General features: G+C 73.7%; 13 protein-coding genes and 1 rRNA gene. 6 read left to right on the top strand and 8 right to left on the bottom strand.

Annotation, left to right across the window (positions count from 1 at the left end):
* Positions 1–22: 22 nt before the first annotated feature.
* Complete coding sequence (locus ACZ4K2_RS09590; RefSeq protein ID WP_467471285.1) at positions 23–1,198, top strand: winged helix-turn-helix domain-containing protein; 1,176 nt, start codon at positions 23–25, stop codon at positions 1,196–1,198.
* Positions 1,199–1,210: 12 nt separating this feature from the next.
* Here ACZ4K2_RS09590 and ACZ4K2_RS09585 read toward each other — a convergent pair whose 3' ends face one another.
* From ACZ4K2_RS09585 to mtnA, 7 genes are all read right to left on the bottom strand, one after another.
* Positions 1,211–1,954, bottom strand: coding sequence for a response regulator (locus ACZ4K2_RS09585; RefSeq protein ID WP_467471284.1), 744 nt, complete (start codon positions 1,952–1,954; stop codon positions 1,211–1,213).
* A gap of 203 nt (positions 1,955–2,157) precedes the next feature.
* Complete coding sequence (hpf, locus tag ACZ4K2_RS09580; RefSeq protein ID WP_467471282.1) at positions 2,158–2,850, bottom strand: ribosome hibernation-promoting factor, HPF/YfiA family; 693 nt, start codon at positions 2,848–2,850, stop codon at positions 2,158–2,160.
* Between the two features lie 313 nt (positions 2,851–3,163).
* Positions 3,164–4,057 carry a ComF family protein gene (locus tag ACZ4K2_RS09575; RefSeq protein ID WP_467472036.1) on the bottom strand — a complete coding sequence of 298 codons (894 nt, stop codon included), beginning with the start codon at positions 4,055–4,057 and terminating at the stop codon, positions 3,164–3,166.
* A 120-nt stretch (positions 4,058–4,177) separates the two neighbouring features.
* Positions 4,178–6,022, bottom strand: a complete 1,845-nt coding sequence (locus ACZ4K2_RS09570) for an LpqB family beta-propeller domain-containing protein (RefSeq protein WP_467471280.1) — start codon at positions 6,020–6,022, stop codon at positions 4,178–4,180.
* Positions 6,012–8,096 (bottom strand): MtrAB system histidine kinase MtrB, encoded by a 2,085-nt coding sequence (mtrB, locus tag ACZ4K2_RS09565; protein ID WP_467471278.1) that lies wholly within the window; start codon positions 8,094–8,096, stop codon positions 6,012–6,014. Before mtrB ends, ACZ4K2_RS09570 begins: the two co-directional genes overlap by 11 nt.
* A gap of 1 nt (position 8,097) precedes the next feature.
* The gene (gene mtrA / locus ACZ4K2_RS09560; protein WP_187279108.1) at positions 8,098–8,787 is read right to left on the bottom strand and encodes a two-component system response regulator MtrA; all 690 of its coding nucleotides are present in this window, start codon (positions 8,785–8,787) and stop codon (positions 8,098–8,100) included.
* Positions 8,788–9,062: 275 nt separating this feature from the next.
* On the bottom strand, positions 9,063–10,208 hold the full coding sequence (gene mtnA / locus ACZ4K2_RS09555; RefSeq protein ID WP_467471275.1) for an S-methyl-5-thioribose-1-phosphate isomerase: 1,146 nt from the start codon (positions 10,206–10,208) through the stop codon (positions 9,063–9,065).
* 140 nt (positions 10,209–10,348) lie between these two features.
* On the opposite strand from mtnA, the gene ACZ4K2_RS09550 reads away from it, so the two are divergent.
* From ACZ4K2_RS09550 to ACZ4K2_RS09530, 5 genes are all read left to right on the top strand, one after another.
* Entirely contained in the window at positions 10,349–11,725 is a 1,377-nt protein-coding gene (locus tag ACZ4K2_RS09550) for a glycerophosphoryl diester phosphodiesterase membrane domain-containing protein (protein ID WP_467471273.1), read from the top strand.
* A 127-nt stretch (positions 11,726–11,852) separates the two neighbouring features.
* A complete protein-coding gene (locus ACZ4K2_RS09545; RefSeq protein ID WP_467472033.1) occupies positions 11,853–12,503 on the top strand; it encodes a DUF4129 domain-containing protein in 651 nt (216 codons plus the stop codon).
* Positions 12,500–13,696, top strand: coding sequence for a DUF4350 domain-containing protein (locus ACZ4K2_RS09540; RefSeq protein WP_467471272.1), 1,197 nt, complete (start codon positions 12,500–12,502; stop codon positions 13,694–13,696). Before ACZ4K2_RS09545 ends, ACZ4K2_RS09540 begins: the two co-directional genes overlap by 4 nt.
* Positions 13,693–14,685: an AAA family ATPase gene (locus tag ACZ4K2_RS09535; RefSeq protein WP_467471270.1), complete on the top strand. Its 993-nt coding sequence runs from the start codon at positions 13,693–13,695 to the stop codon at positions 14,683–14,685. Before ACZ4K2_RS09540 ends, ACZ4K2_RS09535 begins: the two co-directional genes overlap by 4 nt.
* Positions 14,685–15,995 carry a DUF58 domain-containing protein gene (locus tag ACZ4K2_RS09530; protein WP_467471269.1) on the top strand — a complete coding sequence of 437 codons (1,311 nt, stop codon included), beginning with the start codon at positions 14,685–14,687 and terminating at the stop codon, positions 15,993–15,995. Before ACZ4K2_RS09535 ends, ACZ4K2_RS09530 begins: the two co-directional genes overlap by 1 nt.
* Positions 15,996–16,103: 108 nt before the next feature.
* Here the strand turns inward: ACZ4K2_RS09530 and rrf are convergent.
* Positions 16,104–16,191: ribosomal RNA gene (gene rrf, locus ACZ4K2_RS09525) — 5S ribosomal RNA — on the bottom strand; the annotation flags it as partial.

Here is a 16,191-nt window from a genome sequence, read left to right as displayed (position 1 = left end):
GGCACCCTCTATCGTCCGACGCATGACGACCCTTCCGCGCCCCACCACCGTCCTCACCGCGGCCGACGCCCGCCGGATCGTGCTGCGCGCCCAGGGCCTGCTCGGCGCGCCCGACCGGCGCGCGGGTGTCCGCGGGGTGCTCCGCCGGCTCGGCGCGGTCCAGCTCGACACGATCTCGGTCCTCGCCCGCTCCCACGAGCTGGTGCCGTACGCCAGGCTGGGCGCGGTCGGCCGCACCGTCGTGGAGGACGCGTACTGGACGGGCGCGCACGCCTTCGAGTACTGGTCGCACGCGGCCTGCATCCTGCCCGTCGAGGAGTGGCCGCACTTCGCCTTCCGCCGCCGCGCCTACCGCGACCGGCCGCACTGGCACCACGATCTGCCCGACGGCACCTACGACCAGGTGATCAAGCAGTTGCGCGCGGAGGGCCCGCTGACCGCCACGGAACTGGGCGGCGCGAAGCGGACGAGCGAGTGGTGGGACTGGTCGGGCACCAAGGTCGCCGTGGAGCGGGCGCTGATGTACGGCGAGGTGGTGTGCGTGCGGCGGCGCGGCTGGAAGCGGGTGTACGACCTCGCCGAGCGCGCCGTACCGCAGGCGCTGCTGCACGACGAGCTGGACGACGCCGAGTGCCTGCGCCGCCTGGTCCGGCTGGCGGGCGAGTCGCTCGGCGTGGGCACCCGCGCGGACATCGCCGACTACCACCGGCTCCGGGGCGAGCAGGTCGACGCCGTGATCGCGGACTCGGGTCTGGTGCCGGTCGAGGTCGAGGGCTGGGCGAAGCCGGCCTGGGCCGATCCGGCCGCCCTGGCGACGCCGCCGCGCGGCCGGCACCGCACCACGCTGCTGTCCCCGTTCGACTCCCTGATCTGGGAGCGGGCGCGCACGGAACGGATCTTCGGCTTCACCCACCGGCTGGAGGCGTACGTCCCCAGGCAGAAGCGGGTCCACGGCTACTTCGCGATGCCGGTGCTCGCCGGCGGCCGGCTGGTCGGCCGGGTCGACCCGGCGCGCGAGGGCCGCACGCTGGTGGCCAGGCAGGTCGCCCTGGAAGGCCCGAAGGCGGTCCCGGCACTCGCCCGGGCCCTGGTCGAGGCGGCGTCCTGGGTGAACTGCACGGACGTGCGCGTCGAGCGCACGGACGCGCCCGCGCTGCGCGAGCCCCTCACCAGGGAACTCGCCGGTCTCCTCGGCTGACCGCCGCGGGCGCTAGCGGATCTCCAGGATCTTCTCGCGCATCGCGTAGACCACGGCCTCCATCCGGGAGTGCAGTTGCAGCTTCTCCAGGATGTTGCGGACGTGGTTCTTCACGGTGTTCTCGGAGATGAACAGCTGCTTGGCGATGTCCCGGTTGTTCCTGCCCGTGGCGACGAGCTTGAGGACCTCCAGCTCCCGTTCGGTCAGCCGGGGCGCGGGCACCAGCCGGCGCTCGTCGGTGCGCTGGATCATCGACTTGAACTCGGTGAGGAGCTTGGACGCCATCGACGGGCTGATCTGCGACTGTCCGTCGGCCACTGCCCGGATGGCGGTGGCCACCTCGTCGGTCGAGATCTCCTTGAGGAGGTATCCGGTCGCGCCGGCCTTGATCGCCTCGTAGAGGTCGGCCTCCTCGTCGCTGATGGTCAGCATGATGATCTTCGCGCTGGGGGCGACCTCCTTGATGGAGGTGCAGGCCTCGATGCCGCCGCGCTTGGGCATGCGGACGTCCATGAGCACGATGTCGGGCAGCAGGTCGGCGGCCTTGTCGACGGCCTCTGCTCCGTCGCCCGCCTCACCCACGACCTGGATGTCCTCCTCGGCCGCGAGCACGATCTCCAGGCCGCGCCGGAAAAGGGCGTGATCGTCCACCACCAGGACCCTGATCGGCTCCTCGCGCGCGGAGCCGGCGTCCGGGCCCACGCCGATGACATCGTCGGCGTCCCCGCCCCGCATCGGTCCGAAGGTGTCCGCCATCGTTCCTCCCCCTGAAGGCTGGGGCCTGTGGTCCTGTGCCATCGCCAACCCAAGGCAACGGCCCACCGGTTGGGCCGATGCGGCCATGATTCCATGCCCGGACGACACCGAGGTGACGCATGGGGCGCGAAGTGGTCGCACAGCGGTGCCCCTGGGGGCGCACACACGCTCCAGGGGCACCGGCTCTGCTTCGGCCGGGTGCGTCAGCCGCCCAGCGTGCCGCCCGCCGCGGGGGCCTCCGCCTCGGTGACCATCGGGTCCGTGCTGAGGTGGATCACGCCGTAGTCGTAGGCGTGCCGCCGGTAGACGACGCTCGGTTCCTTCGTCTCGGAGTCGACGAACAGGTAGAAGTCGTGGCCGACCAGTTCCATCTCGTAGAGGGCCTGGTCGAGGCTCATCGGAGCGGCGACGTGGGTCTTCTCGCGGACGACGAGGGGGCCTTCACCCTTGACCTCCAGCGAGCCGATCTTCTTGGTCGGCACTCCGTCCGTCTCCTCCTCGTGGACGGGGAGGCCGTTGCCGTTGAGCGTCGCCGCGTCCGGCACGTGGTCGGGGACCTCCGCCGCCGGGATCCGGCGCGCGCCGCGCCGGGAAAACCGCTTGTCGTGCTGCTTGCGCAGACGCGCGTCGAGCTTCTCCGCCGCCAGGTCGAGCGCCGCGTACGGGTCGCTGGCCGCTGCCTCCGCCCGGATCACCGGGCCCCGGGAGCGGAGCGTGATCTCCACCCGGTCGCAGCGGTCGGCCTGCCGGGGGTTCGGTTCCTTGGACACCTCGACGTCGAGGCTGATCACCTTGGCATCGAGCCTCTGGATCTTCTCCAGCTTCAGCTTCTCGGCCACGTGCTTGCGGAACCGCTCGGGCACCTCGGTCTTGCGGCCTTTGACGACGATGTCCACGCAGAACTCCGTTCCCGGATCGCTCCGCCGCCCCGGCGGAGCACTCCCTTTCGCACCAGGTCCGGCGAGCACCGGACCTCGGACTCGGTGACTTCCACCTCCTCCTCCCCCATGGGCGAGATCTCCATCCCACCGGCACGGGTGATTATGGAAAAACCCGCGGCACGGCATTCGGATAAGCGAGGTGCGACCTGCGGCCTTTCCTCACAACCGAACATATCTCGCCCGGACGGATGGCGTCACCCTCTACTGCGGCGTACCTCCGTTCCGGTGAATTAGTCCCTTCACCACCTGCAACGACGCAGGTCTACGGTCAGTTCCTGGTTATTCCGAAAGAATCGCGAGGAGCAGCGATCACAGCGGCACGGAACAGCCCTCCGCGGGCGTTCGCCACCGTCTTTTCCGGTGCACCGTGCACCCACTTCCTTCCCTGCCGCGCGCCGAGCTCTCGTTCCTCCCTACCTTCCCGAGATATCGCCCGGTACACGACCGTTCTGCCGTCTTGGTGCGGCACCCCCGCCTCCCGCAGCGCACGCGCCGCCTCCGCGAGACTCGCGCCGGTCGTCATGAGGTCGTCGACCAGCACCACACGGCCCGCACCGAGCTGCCGGACGCCTCCCGGAGCCACCTCCAGCGCCCCGGCGAGGTTCTCCAGGCGCCGCCGCGCGTCCAGCCCCGCCTGGTCCGCCACGGCCCGCCGCTGCCGCAGCACGGCCGCCACCCGGGCCGCCGTCCCGGTGCGCCGCAGCTCCCCGGCCGCCGCGAGCGCCATCCGCCGCACCGGATCGTGCCCACGCGCCCGCACGGCCCACCGGGCGGACGGCACGGGCACCAGCAGGACCGGCCCGCCCCGCGGCCACCCGGCCGCCTCACCGGCTGCACCACCTGTCGCGGCACCGGCGTCGCCGCCGCCGGCACCGAGGCCCGCCCGCACGGCCCGCGCCAGCGCCGCGCCCAGCGGTCCCGCGAGGGCCAGCGCGCCCCGCTCCTTGTGCTCCAGCAGCAGCGCCCGCACCTCCGCCGCGTACGGAGCAACCGCGTGCACCACCGGCAGCCCGGCCGGCTCCGGCACCGGCCGCGCCCGCCGCGGCCCGCCCCCCTGCAGCCGGGCCCGGCACCGCGGGCAGAGCGCCGTACGAGGTGCCCCGCAGCCCGCGCAGTCGGCCGGCAGCACCAGGTCGGTGAGGTCCCGCCACCACCCCCGCATGACCACCACTGTGCCCATGTCCCCGCGGTCCGGCCACCCCTGTGGACGACGCCCTGTGGAAAACGGCGCGCGGCCCGCCCACCGCGTCACCCGTTCGAGGGGCGCGGTGCCGCTCGGTGTTCAGCCCGGGTAGACCGGTGCCGTCCCGTCCTTGTCGACCTTCTGCCACTGCGCCCCGGACGGCAGGCGCACGATGCCGTCCTCCGAGTGGGCCACCAGCGGCACCCGGTCGTCCTCGGACGCGGCGACCTCCTTGATGCTGGTGAGCGCGCCCGGCGCCGGGCCGTCGAGCGTGGAGCCGTCGACCTGGACGTACCGCATCTGCTGCACGCCGCCCTGCTCCTGGCCGACGACGAGCAGCCTGCTGTCCCCGGCCCACGAGATGGCGCTGACCTGCTCCAGGTCCGGTGTCGCCGACCGCAGTCCGTCCACCGAGATGCCCTGCCCCGTCCCGTCGTCGCGCTGGATGCGGCCGATGAGCAGGGACTGCTTGCCGGCCTTCTGCACGACCAGCGCGATCCGCGCCCCGTCGGCGGCCACCCGCGCGTCCCTGATCGTCCCGGACAGGTCCGGGACGTCGACCCGCACCGGCCGGGTGCCGCCCTGCTCCAGCACGAACAGCCGGGTGCGCGCCGGGTCGCGGTCGGCCACCCACAGGTCGCCGCGGGCGTCCCAGCTCGGGGTGGTCAGCCGGTCCGCCGGGGTCGGCCCCGCGCTGGTCACCAGCGTCTCGTCGAAGGAGGCACCGGACGCCAGCGAGGTCACGTACAGCGACGCGCCCTCGTTCCCCACCCCGGCCGCGGCGTGCTCGTCACGCGAGATCGCCACCGACAGGAGCCCCTTGCCGCCCTCGCCCAGCGGGCCGGGCACCGGGACCGATCCGGCAGCAGTGTCGGTACCGCCGCTCGTGGCCGGCAACCGCACCACCCGGTGCTTGCCGTCGATGAAGTACACGTACTCGGGGCGCTTGGTCGCGCCGTGCCAGGCCACCGACTCGGCGCGCTCGTCGGTCAGCTCGCACAGCCGGTCGCCGCCGATGCCCTGCAACTCCACGGCGTCCAGCGTCGGCGCCAGGTTCCGCAGGGTGAACAGCACCTGCGTCGCCATCTCCGTGCACTTGCCCGCCCCGACCCGGGACGCCTTCAGGTTCAGCGGCACCGTCAGCTTGTTCTGGTCGTCCGGAGCCAGCCCGGACACGCCCTTCTGCAACGCCGTACCGGTCGGGAAGCTGGACCGGACCACCGGCCCGAGCCAGGCGGTGGGCCCCTTCAGCAGCGAACCCACCATCTGGGTCATCGCGTCCACCTTGCTGCGCACGAACACCGGGTCGGCGACCGCCACCGGCTGCCCGCCCGCCCCGACCGTCGCGTCGGAGGCGAAGTAGTACTTGTCGACGGACGTGTAGTTCCGCTGGAAGTCCGACTTTCCCATGACGACCCCGGCGGGCAGTCCGTCGATGCGCCACTGCCCGCTCTTGGCGTCCTTCACGAGGTGCAGCTTCTCGCGGTAGGAGCCCGCGGCGGGCTGGTAGGCCTGCTGCGCGTCGACCGTGGCGACCCGGCTGCCGGCCAGCACACAGGTGACGCTGTTGGCCTCCTCCCGGCCGCCCGGGCCGCAGTCGGTCTCGATGCTCGGCCCGTTGGCGAGGACGGTGGTCGACCGCTCCGGCCGCCAGGTGTGCGCCGCGTCGGCCGTCAGGTACTTGCGGGCCGTGTCGTACTGCGGATCATCGCTGGTCAGCGCCTCCAGGAAGCCCTGCATGATCTCACCGGGACCGGCCCCGTCGGCCGGCGGCATCGCGAAGACCCGCACCCCGGTGTCCTGCCGGGGCGTGGACTCCACGTCCCGCAGGTCCCCGTTGTCGGGCATCGAGGCGCAACCGGCCAGCAGTACGACACCCAAGGCGGCGTACGCCACCGCGCGCCCCGGCCGCCGCCGTGCGCCCCCCTCGCGGTCAGCGGCCACGAAATGCCTCCCCAGGCTCGGTCGAGTGCTCCGGCGCCACGGCCCCTGGCCGGCCCTCACCCGCGTCGTGCGCCGGCCGTCCGACCGGTCCGTCCCCCGCTCGCCGGGCGCCGCCGGTGGGCCGGGGCACCACGCGCGCGGCGTTGCCGGGCAGGGCGGTCGGGTCGGTGGCGGACAACCGCGGCGCGACGCGCGGCGGCAGGGCCGGCGTCGACGCACCGGCCTGCTGCACCGGGACGGTCGCCCGCTTCTCCTCGCCGTCACGCGTCAGCCCGGCCTCGTCGAGACCGCGTTTGCGGCGCGAGTCCTTGGGCTCCAGCGGTATGGGCGAGCCCCGCAGCGGCTCGTCCGCGGTCCTCGGCAGCGTCAGCCGGAACTGGGAGCCGCCGCCCGGCTCGCCCCACGCCTGCAGCCAGCCGCCGTGCAGCCGCGCGTCCTCCAGGGCGATCGACAGTCCGAGGCCCGTACCGCCCGTGGTGCGCGCGCGTGCCGGGTCGGCCCGCCAGAAGCGGCTGAAGACCCGGGTCGCCTCGCCGGGCTTCAGGCCCACACCGTAGTCCCGCACGGCGACGGCCACGGCGCCGCCCGCGGCGGCGAGCCTGACCACGACGTCCCGGCCCTCGCCGTGCTCGACGGCGTTGACGACGAGATTGCGCAGGACGCGCTCCACGCGCCGGGCGTCCGCCTCGGCGACGACGGGCTGCTGGTCTCCGACCACGCGCAGGCGCGTGCCCTTGCGCTCGGCGAGCGGCTCGGCGCCGCTCACCACCCGCCGGACGACTTCCCTGAGGTCTATCGGCTCGGCCTCCAGCGCCGCGGCGCCGGCGTCGAAACGGCTGATCTCCAGCAGGTCCGCGAGCAGCGACTCGAACCGGTCCAGCTGGTCGGCGAGCAGCTCGGCGGACCGCGCGGTCACCGGGTCGAAGTCCTCGCGCGCCTCGTGGATGACGTCGGCGGCCATCCGGACGGTGGTCAGCGGGGTGCGCAGCTCGTGCGAGACGTCCGAGACGAACCGCCGCTGCATCCGGGACAGGTCCTCCAACTGCTGGATCTTCAGCTGAAGGTTCTGCGCCATCTTGTTGAAGGCCTCGCCCAGACGCGCGATGTCGTCCTCGCCGGTGACCTTCATCCGCTCCTGGAGCTGCCCGGCGGACAGCCGCTCCGCGATCCCGGCCGCCATCCGCACCGGCGTGACGACCTGCCGGACCACCAGCCAGGCGATGGCCCCGAGCAGGACGACGACGAACAGCCCCGCGGTGGCGAGGGTGCCCTTGACCAGGCCGAGGGACTTCTCCTCCTGGGTGAGCGGGAACAGGTAGTACAGCTCGTACGGACGCCCGTTCGGGTCGTTGACCTGCTTGCCGATGACGAGCCCCGGCTGCGACTCCTTGCCGCCGAAGTAGACGATCCGCGTGTTGCTCTGCGCGGCCGTCGTACCGTTGTTTACCCGCTCGCGCAGAGCCACGGGCACGCTGGAGGTCGGGTTGACGCTCCCGGAACCGCGCGGGCTGCGCCCGCCGCCGCTGTCGTCGCCCACGGGCAGCGTCACCACGTCGAAGGCGCCCGCGCCACCGCTGGACAGCGACTCGACGAGGTCGCTCATCCACTGGATGACGTTCTGCGACTGCCGTCCGTCCACGGTCGACGTGCCGTCACCGGTGGCGGTGCCGCCGGCGGCACCGGTTCCGGAGACCGCCTCGTCGGCCTTCTGCCTGGCCACCGCGAACCCGCCGGTGGCCTGGCTCTGCGACGCCTTCACCTTCGCGTCCAGCAGGCCGTTGCGCACCTGCCCGATCACGACGAAACCCAACAGCAGGACGACACCCAGCGACATCAGCAGGGTGGTGGCGACGACCCTGAGCTGGATGTTGCGCCGCCACAGCCGCATCACCGGCAGCAGCGGCCGGCGCACCCAGCGCAGGAACAGCCGCAGCACCGGGCTGCCCTGGGCGCCGCCCCGGAGCAGACCGCCCTCCAGCAGGGTCCTCACCCGCGTACCGGCCGCCCGGCCGACAGACCGCCCCGGCCGGGTCCCGGGACCGCCGGGGGCCGGAGCGGCACTGTCCTCGGACATGTCAGCTCGGCCCGGCCTTGTAACCGACACCACGGACGGTCACCACGATCTCCGGCCGCTCCGGATCCTTCTCGACCTTGGAGCGCAGCCGCTGGACGTGCACGTTGACCAGCCGCGTGTCGGCCGCGTGCCGGTAGCCCCACACCTGCTCCAGGAGCACCTCGCGCGTGAACACCTGCCACGGCTTGCGCGCGAGGGCGACCAGCAGGTCGAACTCCAGCGGGGTCAGCGCGATCGACTGCCCGTCCCGCTTCACGGAGTGCCCGGCGACGTCGATGACCAGATCACCGATCGTGAGCTGCTCCGGTGCCGGCTCCTCGGACCTGCGCAGACGCGCCCGGATCCGGGCCACCAGCTCCTTCGGCTTGAACGGCTTCACGATGTAGTCGTCGGCGCCCGACTCCAGGCCGACCACGACGTCGACGGTGTCGCTCTTGGCCGTGAGCATCACGATCGGCACACCGGACTCCGCCCGGATCAGCCGGCACACCTCAATGCCGTCCCGGCCGGGCAGCATCAGGTCGAGCAGCACCAGGTCGGGCTTGCTCTCACGGAAAGCGGCCAGCGCCTTGTCGCCGTCGGCTACGAAAGACGGCTCAAAACCTTCACCACGCAGCACGATGCCGAGCATCTCGGCCAGTGCGGTGTCGTCGTCGACGACAAGGACTCGTCCCTTCATAAACGACATCATCCCATTCTCATAACAGCGACAGGCGCCCTGGTGAGGCAGGTCACTGGCCGGTGACGATAGTCGTATGGAGGCGTCACTGTCTGCCCCTGGCCGCCGACGCCGGTGCCACCGCCGGGGACCGGCCCGCACCGAGGCGGCCCCGGACGGTCCGCACGCCGGGACATCCGGCCGCGGACGATGCCCGGAAGCCGCGGTCCGGACGGCCCCTCCCCCGTGCCGCCACGGTAGAGGGGCCGTCCGGGTGGACCGGGGCCGACAGGGCCGGCGCCGCTCCGTCAGGTGATCGGCACCTGGCGCGGCCTGGCGCCGCCCAGCTCCGCGAGCGCCGCGGCCGTCACGGGTGAGACGACCCCCTCCTCGGTGACGATGGCCGTCACCAGCTCGGGCGGCGTCACGTCGAACGCCGGGTTGTACGCCTGCGTCCCCAGGGGTGCCACCGGATTCCCGCCTCCGGGGCCCGTCACCGGCACCTGGGGGGCCATCACCTCGGTCACCTCGTAACCGGGGCGCTGCTCGACGTCGATGGACGCACCGTCGGGGGTGGCCGGGTCGAGCGTCGTCACCGGCGCCACCACGATGAACGGCACGTGGTGGTACTGGGCCAGCACGGCGAGCGGATAGCTCCCCACCTTGTTCGCCACCGAGCCGTCCGCCGCGATGCGGTCCGCCCCGATCAGCACCGCGTCCACCTCACCCGCCGCGAACAGGGAACCCGCCGCGTTGTCGGTGAGCAGGGAGTACGCCATGTCGTTGCGGGCCGCCTCGTACGCCGTCAGGCGCGCGCCCTGGAGCAGCGGCCGGGTCTCGTCCACCCACAGCCGCCGCAGCCGCCCCACCCGGTGCGCGGCCAGCGCCACCGCGAAGGCGGTGCCCTCGCCGCCCGAGACCAGGGCCCCGGTGTTGCAGTGCGTCAGGATCCGGTGCCCGCCGCCCGGGAGCAGCTCGTCCAGCAGCGCCAGGCCGTGGGCCGCCATCCGGGTGCTGGCCTCGGCGTCCTCCCGGTGCAGGGCCCGCGCCGCCACCAGCGCCGCCACGGCGGCCGCGGTCGGATCGCCGGTCCTGACCAGCTCCGCCTGGTGCGCGGACTCGGCCCGGCGCACCCCGACGGACAGGTTCACCGCGGTGGGCCTGGCCCCTTCGAGCGACCGCGCGGCCTCCGCCACGTCGAAGCCCCGCGCGGCGGCGAGCGCGACGCCGTACGCCCCCGCGATCCCCAGCAGCGGTGCCCCGCGCACGGCGAGCGACCGGATCGCCTCCACCAGCGCCGCCGCGTCCGTGCACACCAGCTCGACCTCTTCGGCCGGAAGCCGCGTCTGGTCGAGAAGGACCAGCACGGGGCCCTCCGGTGGTTCCTCCCATCGGATCGCCGGTATCTCGATCGGCCGCTTGTCCCCGTCGGTTCGCGCCTGCTGATCAGCCATGCCGACAGTCTGCCCCGGATACCGCGGACAATTGAAGGAGTCCGGTCCCCACCGTGGCCGGTCCGCGGCTGATCGGCACATGGCACGATGGCTGCCAACCTGCCGCCGCGACCGCGGACGGGCACCGAGAAGGAGCTTCGATGACAGACACTCCGGGCTGGGCCTCGCCCGGATCCTCCCCGTCGTCCGAGGGGCGGGAGCCCGGTGCCTCCGGCTCCGCCGAACCCGCCGACCGCCCCGGTCCCGCCGAGCCCGCACCGCAGCCGGGCGCGGACCCGCAGGGCCCGGGCGCGAAGTGGTCCAAGGAGCAGCCGCCACCCGGCCGGTGGCCGGCGCCCACCGGTGCCCCCGCCCCCCACCAGGCCCCGCCACCCCCACCGCCCGGCCCCGGCTGGGGCGGTCAGCACCCGGCAGGCCCCTCGGGCGGCCACCCCGGCGGATACGGCGGAGGGCACCCGCCCGCCGGTTACGGCCCTTACCCCGGCTACGGCGGCTACCCCGGCTGGGGTGGCCCGCCGCCCGCCGCCAAGCCCGGCGTCATACCGCTGCGACCGCTCGGGGTCGGCGAGATCCTCGACGGCGCCGTCTCCACGATGCGCAGCTACTGGCGCCCGGTCCTCGGCATCTCGCTGGCGGTCGCCCTGATCACCGAGATCAGCCTGGTCCTCCTCCAGGGCTTCGTCCTCGACGACTCCCTCGCCCGCGCCTCGCTCGACGACCGGACCGTCACACCCCGCGAGGCGTTCCGCGCCCTGCGCGACACCATGATCGGCACCGGGCTGGTCTCGGTGGTCTCCGCGGCCGCCATCGTCGTCACCACCGCCCTGATCACGACCATCACCAGCCGTGCCGTCCTCGGCAAGCCGGTCACCATCGGCGAGGCCTGGCGTGAGGCCCGCCCGCGAATCCCCAAGCTGTGCGGTCTGCTCCTCCTGCTCGGCCTGATCGTCATCGGGGCCATGGTCGTCGGGGCACTGCCCGGCCTCCTGGTCATGATCAGCGGCGGCAGCGACGCCGGCGGAGCAGCGCTGTTCGCCCTGGGTCTGCTCGCGGGCAGCGTCGTCGCCGTGTGGCTGGGCGTCCGCTTCTATCTGGCCGCGCCCGCCCTGATGCTGGAACGGCAGGGCATCGGGAAGTCCCTGAGCCGCTCCGCCAAGCTGGTACGCGGCGCCTGGTGGCGCATCTGCGGCATCCAACTGCTCGCCGCGCTCATCACCGGCATCGTCTCGGCGATCATCGCCATCCCCTTCTCCGCCGTCGGCGCGGCCGTGAGCGGCGACGGTACGGCCGACTTCCTCGCCACCAACAGCGGTCACCTCGGCTGGACGTTCCTGATCATCCGGGGGATCGGCGCCGTGATCGGCACCATGCTGACCCTGCCGATCAGCGCCGGCGTCACCGTACTCCTCTACATCGACCAGCGCATCCGCCGCGAGGCCCTCGACCTCGAACTGGCCCGCGCGGCCGGTGTCCAGGGCTACGACACCGGCGCCCCCGGACCAGTCCCCGGGAGCTGATGCGGTGATCACGGGGGCAGTTCTCGCGGCCGCCGCCGCACCGGGCGCCGCCGCGGTCGTACGACGGCTGCCGGGCCTGGCGGGCCGGACCGTCCTGGTGGTCGCCGGCTCGGGCGACGAGCCGCCGGTGACCATCCCGCGCGATCCCGCGCGGGAAGCGGCCCGGCGCGAGCTGTCCAAGCGGATGTACCACGAGAACGACCCCGGCCTGCTCCAGCGCGCCCTGAACGCCCTCTGGGACTGGATCGACCGGCTGCTCGGCACGGCCGCCTCGGCCACGCCGGGCGGCGCGGTCGGGCTGGTCGTCGTGGTCCTGGTCGTCGTCGCCGTGACGGCCGCCCTGTGGTGGCGCCTCGGCACCCCCGCCCGCCGCCCCGCCCCGGCCGCCGCCCTGTTCGACGAGCGGCCCCGCAGCGCCGCCGAACACCGCGCGGCCGGCGCGGCCCAAGCGGCCCAGGGCCACTGGAACCAGGCCGTCCAGGAGCGCATGCGGGCCATCGTCCGCGCCCTGGAGGAACGCGCCCTGCTCGACGTACGCCCCGGCCGCACCGCCGACGAAGCGGCCGCCGAAGCCGGCCGCCTCCTTCCCGGGCACGCGGAGCGGCTGCGCGCCGCGGCCCGTGAGTTCGACGACGTCACGTACGGCGGGCGCAGGGCCGGCGAGCCGTCGTACCAGCGTCTCGTCGACCTCGACCGCGACCTGGAGGACACCAGGCCCGCTCTCGCCGACAGCACCGCCGCCAAGGCCCCCAGCGCCTCCCGGGGGGCAGCCGAGTGACCGCCGCGGCCCCACCGGCGACCACCTCCACCGCGCCCACCGGACGCCAGGTGTGGACCAGGACCCGGGGCATCGGTCTCGCCGTCGTCCTGATCCTCGCCGCGGCCGTCGCCATGGCCGCCGTACGCTCCACCGCCCGCCACGGCGAACTGGACCCGCGCTCCGCCGACCCCCACGGCAGCCGCGCCGTCGCCGCACTCCTCGCCGAGCGGGGCGTCTCCACCCGGGTGGTCACCGCACTCGGTGCGGCACGCGCCGCCGCGGGTCCGGACACCACCCTCCTCGTCGCCGTACCCGATCTGCTGACCCACCGCCAGCAGACCCGGCTGCACGCGGCGACCGCGGCCTCCGGCGGGCGCACCGTCCTGGTCGCCGCCGGCGACCGGTCGGTGACCCGGCTCGCCCCCGGGGTCACCGCGAACCGCGCCGCCGGCGATTCCACGCTCGCCCCGGGCTGCGCCCTGCCCGAGGCCCGGCGCGCGGGCACCGCCGACACCGGCGGCGTCCGCTACACCACCACCCGTCGCGACGCCGACGCCTGCTACCGCAGCGACCGCCTCGCCACCCTGCTGCGGATCCCCGCGGCTTCCGGAGGCGGCGACACCATCGTGCTCGGCGCGCCCGACATCCTCCGCAACGAGCGCCTCGACGAGCAGGGCAACGCCTCCCTGGCTCTTCAACTGCTCGGCTCCCGACCCCATCTGGTCTGGTACCTCCCCTCGCTGTCGGACGCCTCAGCCGCCGGATCCGGCGAGCGGAAGAGCTTCCTGGACCTGCTCCCCCCGGGATGGCTCTGGGCCACCCTCCAGCTCTTCGTCGCGGCGGCTCTCGCCGCCTGCTGGCGGGCCCGCCGCTTCGGCCCCCTCGTGGCCGAGAGACTGCCCGTCGCGATCCGCGCCTCCGAGACCACCGAGGGCCGCGCCCGCCTCTACCGCAAGGCCCACGCCCGCGACCGCGCGGCCGCCGCCCTTCGCGCCGCCACCCGCGCCCGCCTCGCCCCCCTCGTCGGCGTCCCCCCGGCCCACGCGCACACGCCCGAGGCCCTGCTCCCCGCCCTGTCCACCCGCCTCCCGGCCGACGGCGGGCAAGCCCTGCACCCCCTCCTCTTCGGACCGCCGCCCGGCGACGACGCGGCCCTCGTCGCACTCACCGACCGACTCGACGCCCTCGAAAGAGAGGTACGCCGTTCATGACGGACCCGACCACCGACAACGCCGGGAAGATCGGAGACCCGGGCGCCGCCCGCGCCTCCCTGGAAGCCCTGCGCGCCGAGATCGCCAAAGCCGTGGTCGGCCAGGACCCCGCCGTGACCGGACTCGTCGTCGCCCTCCTCTGCCGCGGACACGTACTACTAGAAGGAGTCCCCGGGGTCGCCAAGACGTTGCTCGTCCGCGCCCTCGCATCCGCGCTCTCGGTGGACACCAAGCGCGTCCAGTTCACCCCGGACCTGATGCCCAGCGATGTCACCGGCTCGCTCGTCTACGACGCCCGCACCGCGGAGTTCTCCTTCCAGCCGGGCCCCGTCTTCACCAACCTCCTCCTCGCGGACGAGATCAACCGCACCCCGCCCAAGACCCAGTCGTCGCTGCTGGAGGCCATGGAGGAACGCCAGGTCACGGTCGACGGCACACCACGCCCGCTCCCCGAACCGTTCCTGGTCGCCGCGACCCAGAACCCGGTCGAATACGAGGGCACCTACCCCCTGCCCGAAGCCCAGCTCGACCGCTTCCTCCTCAAGCTGACCGTCCCCCTGCCCTCCCGCCGGGACGAGATCGACGTCCTCACCCGGCACGCCTCCGGTTTCGACCCACGCGATCTGCGCGCCGCCGGCGTACGCCCCGTCGCGGGCCCCGCCGACCTCGAAGCGGCACGCGCCGCGGTCGCCGGGACGACCGTGTCGCCGGAGATCACCGCCTACGTCGTGGACGTCTGCCGCGCCACCCGTGACTCGCCCTCCCTCACCCTGGGCGTCTCCCCGCGCGGCGCCACCGCCCTGCTCGCCGCCTCCCGGGCCTGGGCATGGCTGACGGGCCGCGACTACGTCATCCCGGACGACGTGAAGGCCCTGGCCCTGCCCACGCTGCGGCACCGCGTCCAGCTGCGTCCCGAGGCGGAGATGGAAGGCGTGACCGCCGACTCGGTCATCAACGCCGTCCTCGCCCACGTCCCGGTGCCCCGCTGATGGCGCTGACCGGACGCGCCGCCCTGCTCGCGGCCCTCGGCTCACTCCCCGTCGGCATCCTGGAACCGGGCTGGACCGGCCTCCTCGCGGTCAACGGCCCCCTGGCGCTGGCCTGTGCCTGCGACTACGCGCTGGCCGCGCCAGTACGCCGCCTGGGCCTGACGCGCTCCGGGGACACCTCCGTCCGGCTCGGTGACACCGCCGACGTCACCCTCACCATCACCAACCCGTCCTCCCGCCCGCTCCGGGGGCGGTTGCGGGACGCCTGGCCGCCCAGCAGCTGGCAGCCCGGCACCGACACGGAGGCGTCCCGGCACCGGCTGACCGTCCCTCCCGGAGAACGGCGGCGCGTGACGACCCGGCTGCGCCCCATGCGCCGCGGCGACCGTCGAGCGGACCGCGTGACCGTCCGCTCCTACGGCCCTCTCGGGCTCTTCGCCCGCCAAGGAGCCCACGACGTGCCCTGGACGGTACGGGTCCTGCCCCCGTTCGCCAGCCGCAGGCACCTCCCCTCGAAGCTCGCCCGGCTGCGTGAACTCGACGGCCGCACCGGCGTGCTGACCCGTGGGCAGGGAACGGAGTTCGACAGCCTGCGCGAGTACGTTCCGGGAGACGACACCCGTTCGATCGACTGGCGAGCCACGGCCCGGCAGTCCGCCGTCGCCGTCCGCACCTGGCGTCCGGAACGCGACCGGCACATCCTGCTGGTCCTCGACTCCGGCCGCACTTCCGCCGGCCGCGTGAGCGACGCGCCCCGGCTGGACGCCTCCATGGACGCGGCCCTGCTGCTCGCGGCCCTCGCCTCCCGGGCCGGCGATCGCGTGGCCCTGCTGGCCTACGACCGCCGGGTGCGCACGCTGGTCCAGGGCCGGTCGGCCGGGGATGTGCTGCCGTCCTTGGTCAACGCGATGGCCGCGCTGGAACCGGAACTCGTCGAGACGGATGCCCGCGGTCTCACCGCCACCGCTCTGCGCACCGCTCCCCGGCACTCCCTGATCGTTCTCTTCACGACGTTGGACGCGGCGCCGGTCGAGGAGGGCCTGCTTCCCGTGCTGCCGCAACTCACCCGGCGCCACACCGTTCTGGTCGCCTCGGTGGCGGATCCGTACATCGCCCGGATGGCGCGGGCCCGGGGCGACGCGGAGGCCGTGTACGAGGCGGCGGCAGCGGCTCAGACGCAGGACGAACGCCGGCGCACCGCGGAACAGCTCCGTCGCCACGGTGTGACGGTCGTGGACGCGACGCCGGAGGAGCTGGCGCCGGCACTGGCGGATGCCTATCTGGCGCTGAAGGCAGCCGGTCGGCTCTGATCGGTGATCGGCCGCGCCATGGCAGCTCGCCTCGATATGAAATACGGAAAAGCTCTGGAACGCAGAAAACCCCCGCATCGTTTCGATGCGGGGGTTTTCCTAAAATTTGTTCGGCGGCGTCCTACTCTCCCACAGGGTCCCCCCTGCAGTACCATCGGCGCTGTGAGGCTTAGCTTCCGGGTTCGGAATGTAACCG

Source organism: Streptomyces sp. NPDC025833, from assembly GCF_055558055.1.
Note: the sequence above shows the minus strand (reverse complement) of the source record. Positions and strands in the feature narration are given on the sequence as shown.

What these genes read in the sequence shown, in the direction of transcription:
- ACZ4K2_RS09585 (WP_467471284.1), bottom strand. Translation starts at nt 1,954, where the DNA reads ATGGCGGACACCTTCGGACCGATGCGGGGCGGGGACGCCGACGATGTC.
- mtnA (WP_467471275.1), bottom strand. Translation starts at nt 10,208, where the DNA reads ATGGCTGATCAGCAGGCGCGAACCGACGGGGACAAGCGGCCGATCGAG.
- ACZ4K2_RS09535 (WP_467471270.1), top strand. Translation starts at nt 13,693, where the DNA reads ATGACGGACCCGACCACCGACAACGCCGGGAAGATCGGAGACCCGGGC.
- mtrA (WP_187279108.1), bottom strand. Translation starts at nt 8,787, where the DNA reads ATGATGTCGTTTATGAAGGGACGAGTCCTTGTCGTCGACGACGACACC.
- ACZ4K2_RS09550 (WP_467471273.1), top strand. Translation starts at nt 10,349, where the DNA reads ATGACAGACACTCCGGGCTGGGCCTCGCCCGGATCCTCCCCGTCGTCC.
- ACZ4K2_RS09575 (WP_467472036.1), bottom strand. Translation starts at nt 4,057, where the DNA reads ATGCGGGGGTGGTGGCGGGACCTCACCGACCTGGTGCTGCCGGCCGAC.
- ACZ4K2_RS09530 (WP_467471269.1), top strand. Translation starts at nt 14,685, where the DNA reads ATGGCGCTGACCGGACGCGCCGCCCTGCTCGCGGCCCTCGGCTCACTC.
- ACZ4K2_RS09590 (WP_467471285.1), top strand. Translation starts at nt 23, where the DNA reads ATGACGACCCTTCCGCGCCCCACCACCGTCCTCACCGCGGCCGACGCC.
- mtrB (WP_467471278.1), bottom strand. Translation starts at nt 8,096, where the DNA reads ATGTCCGAGGACAGTGCCGCTCCGGCCCCCGGCGGTCCCGGGACCCGG.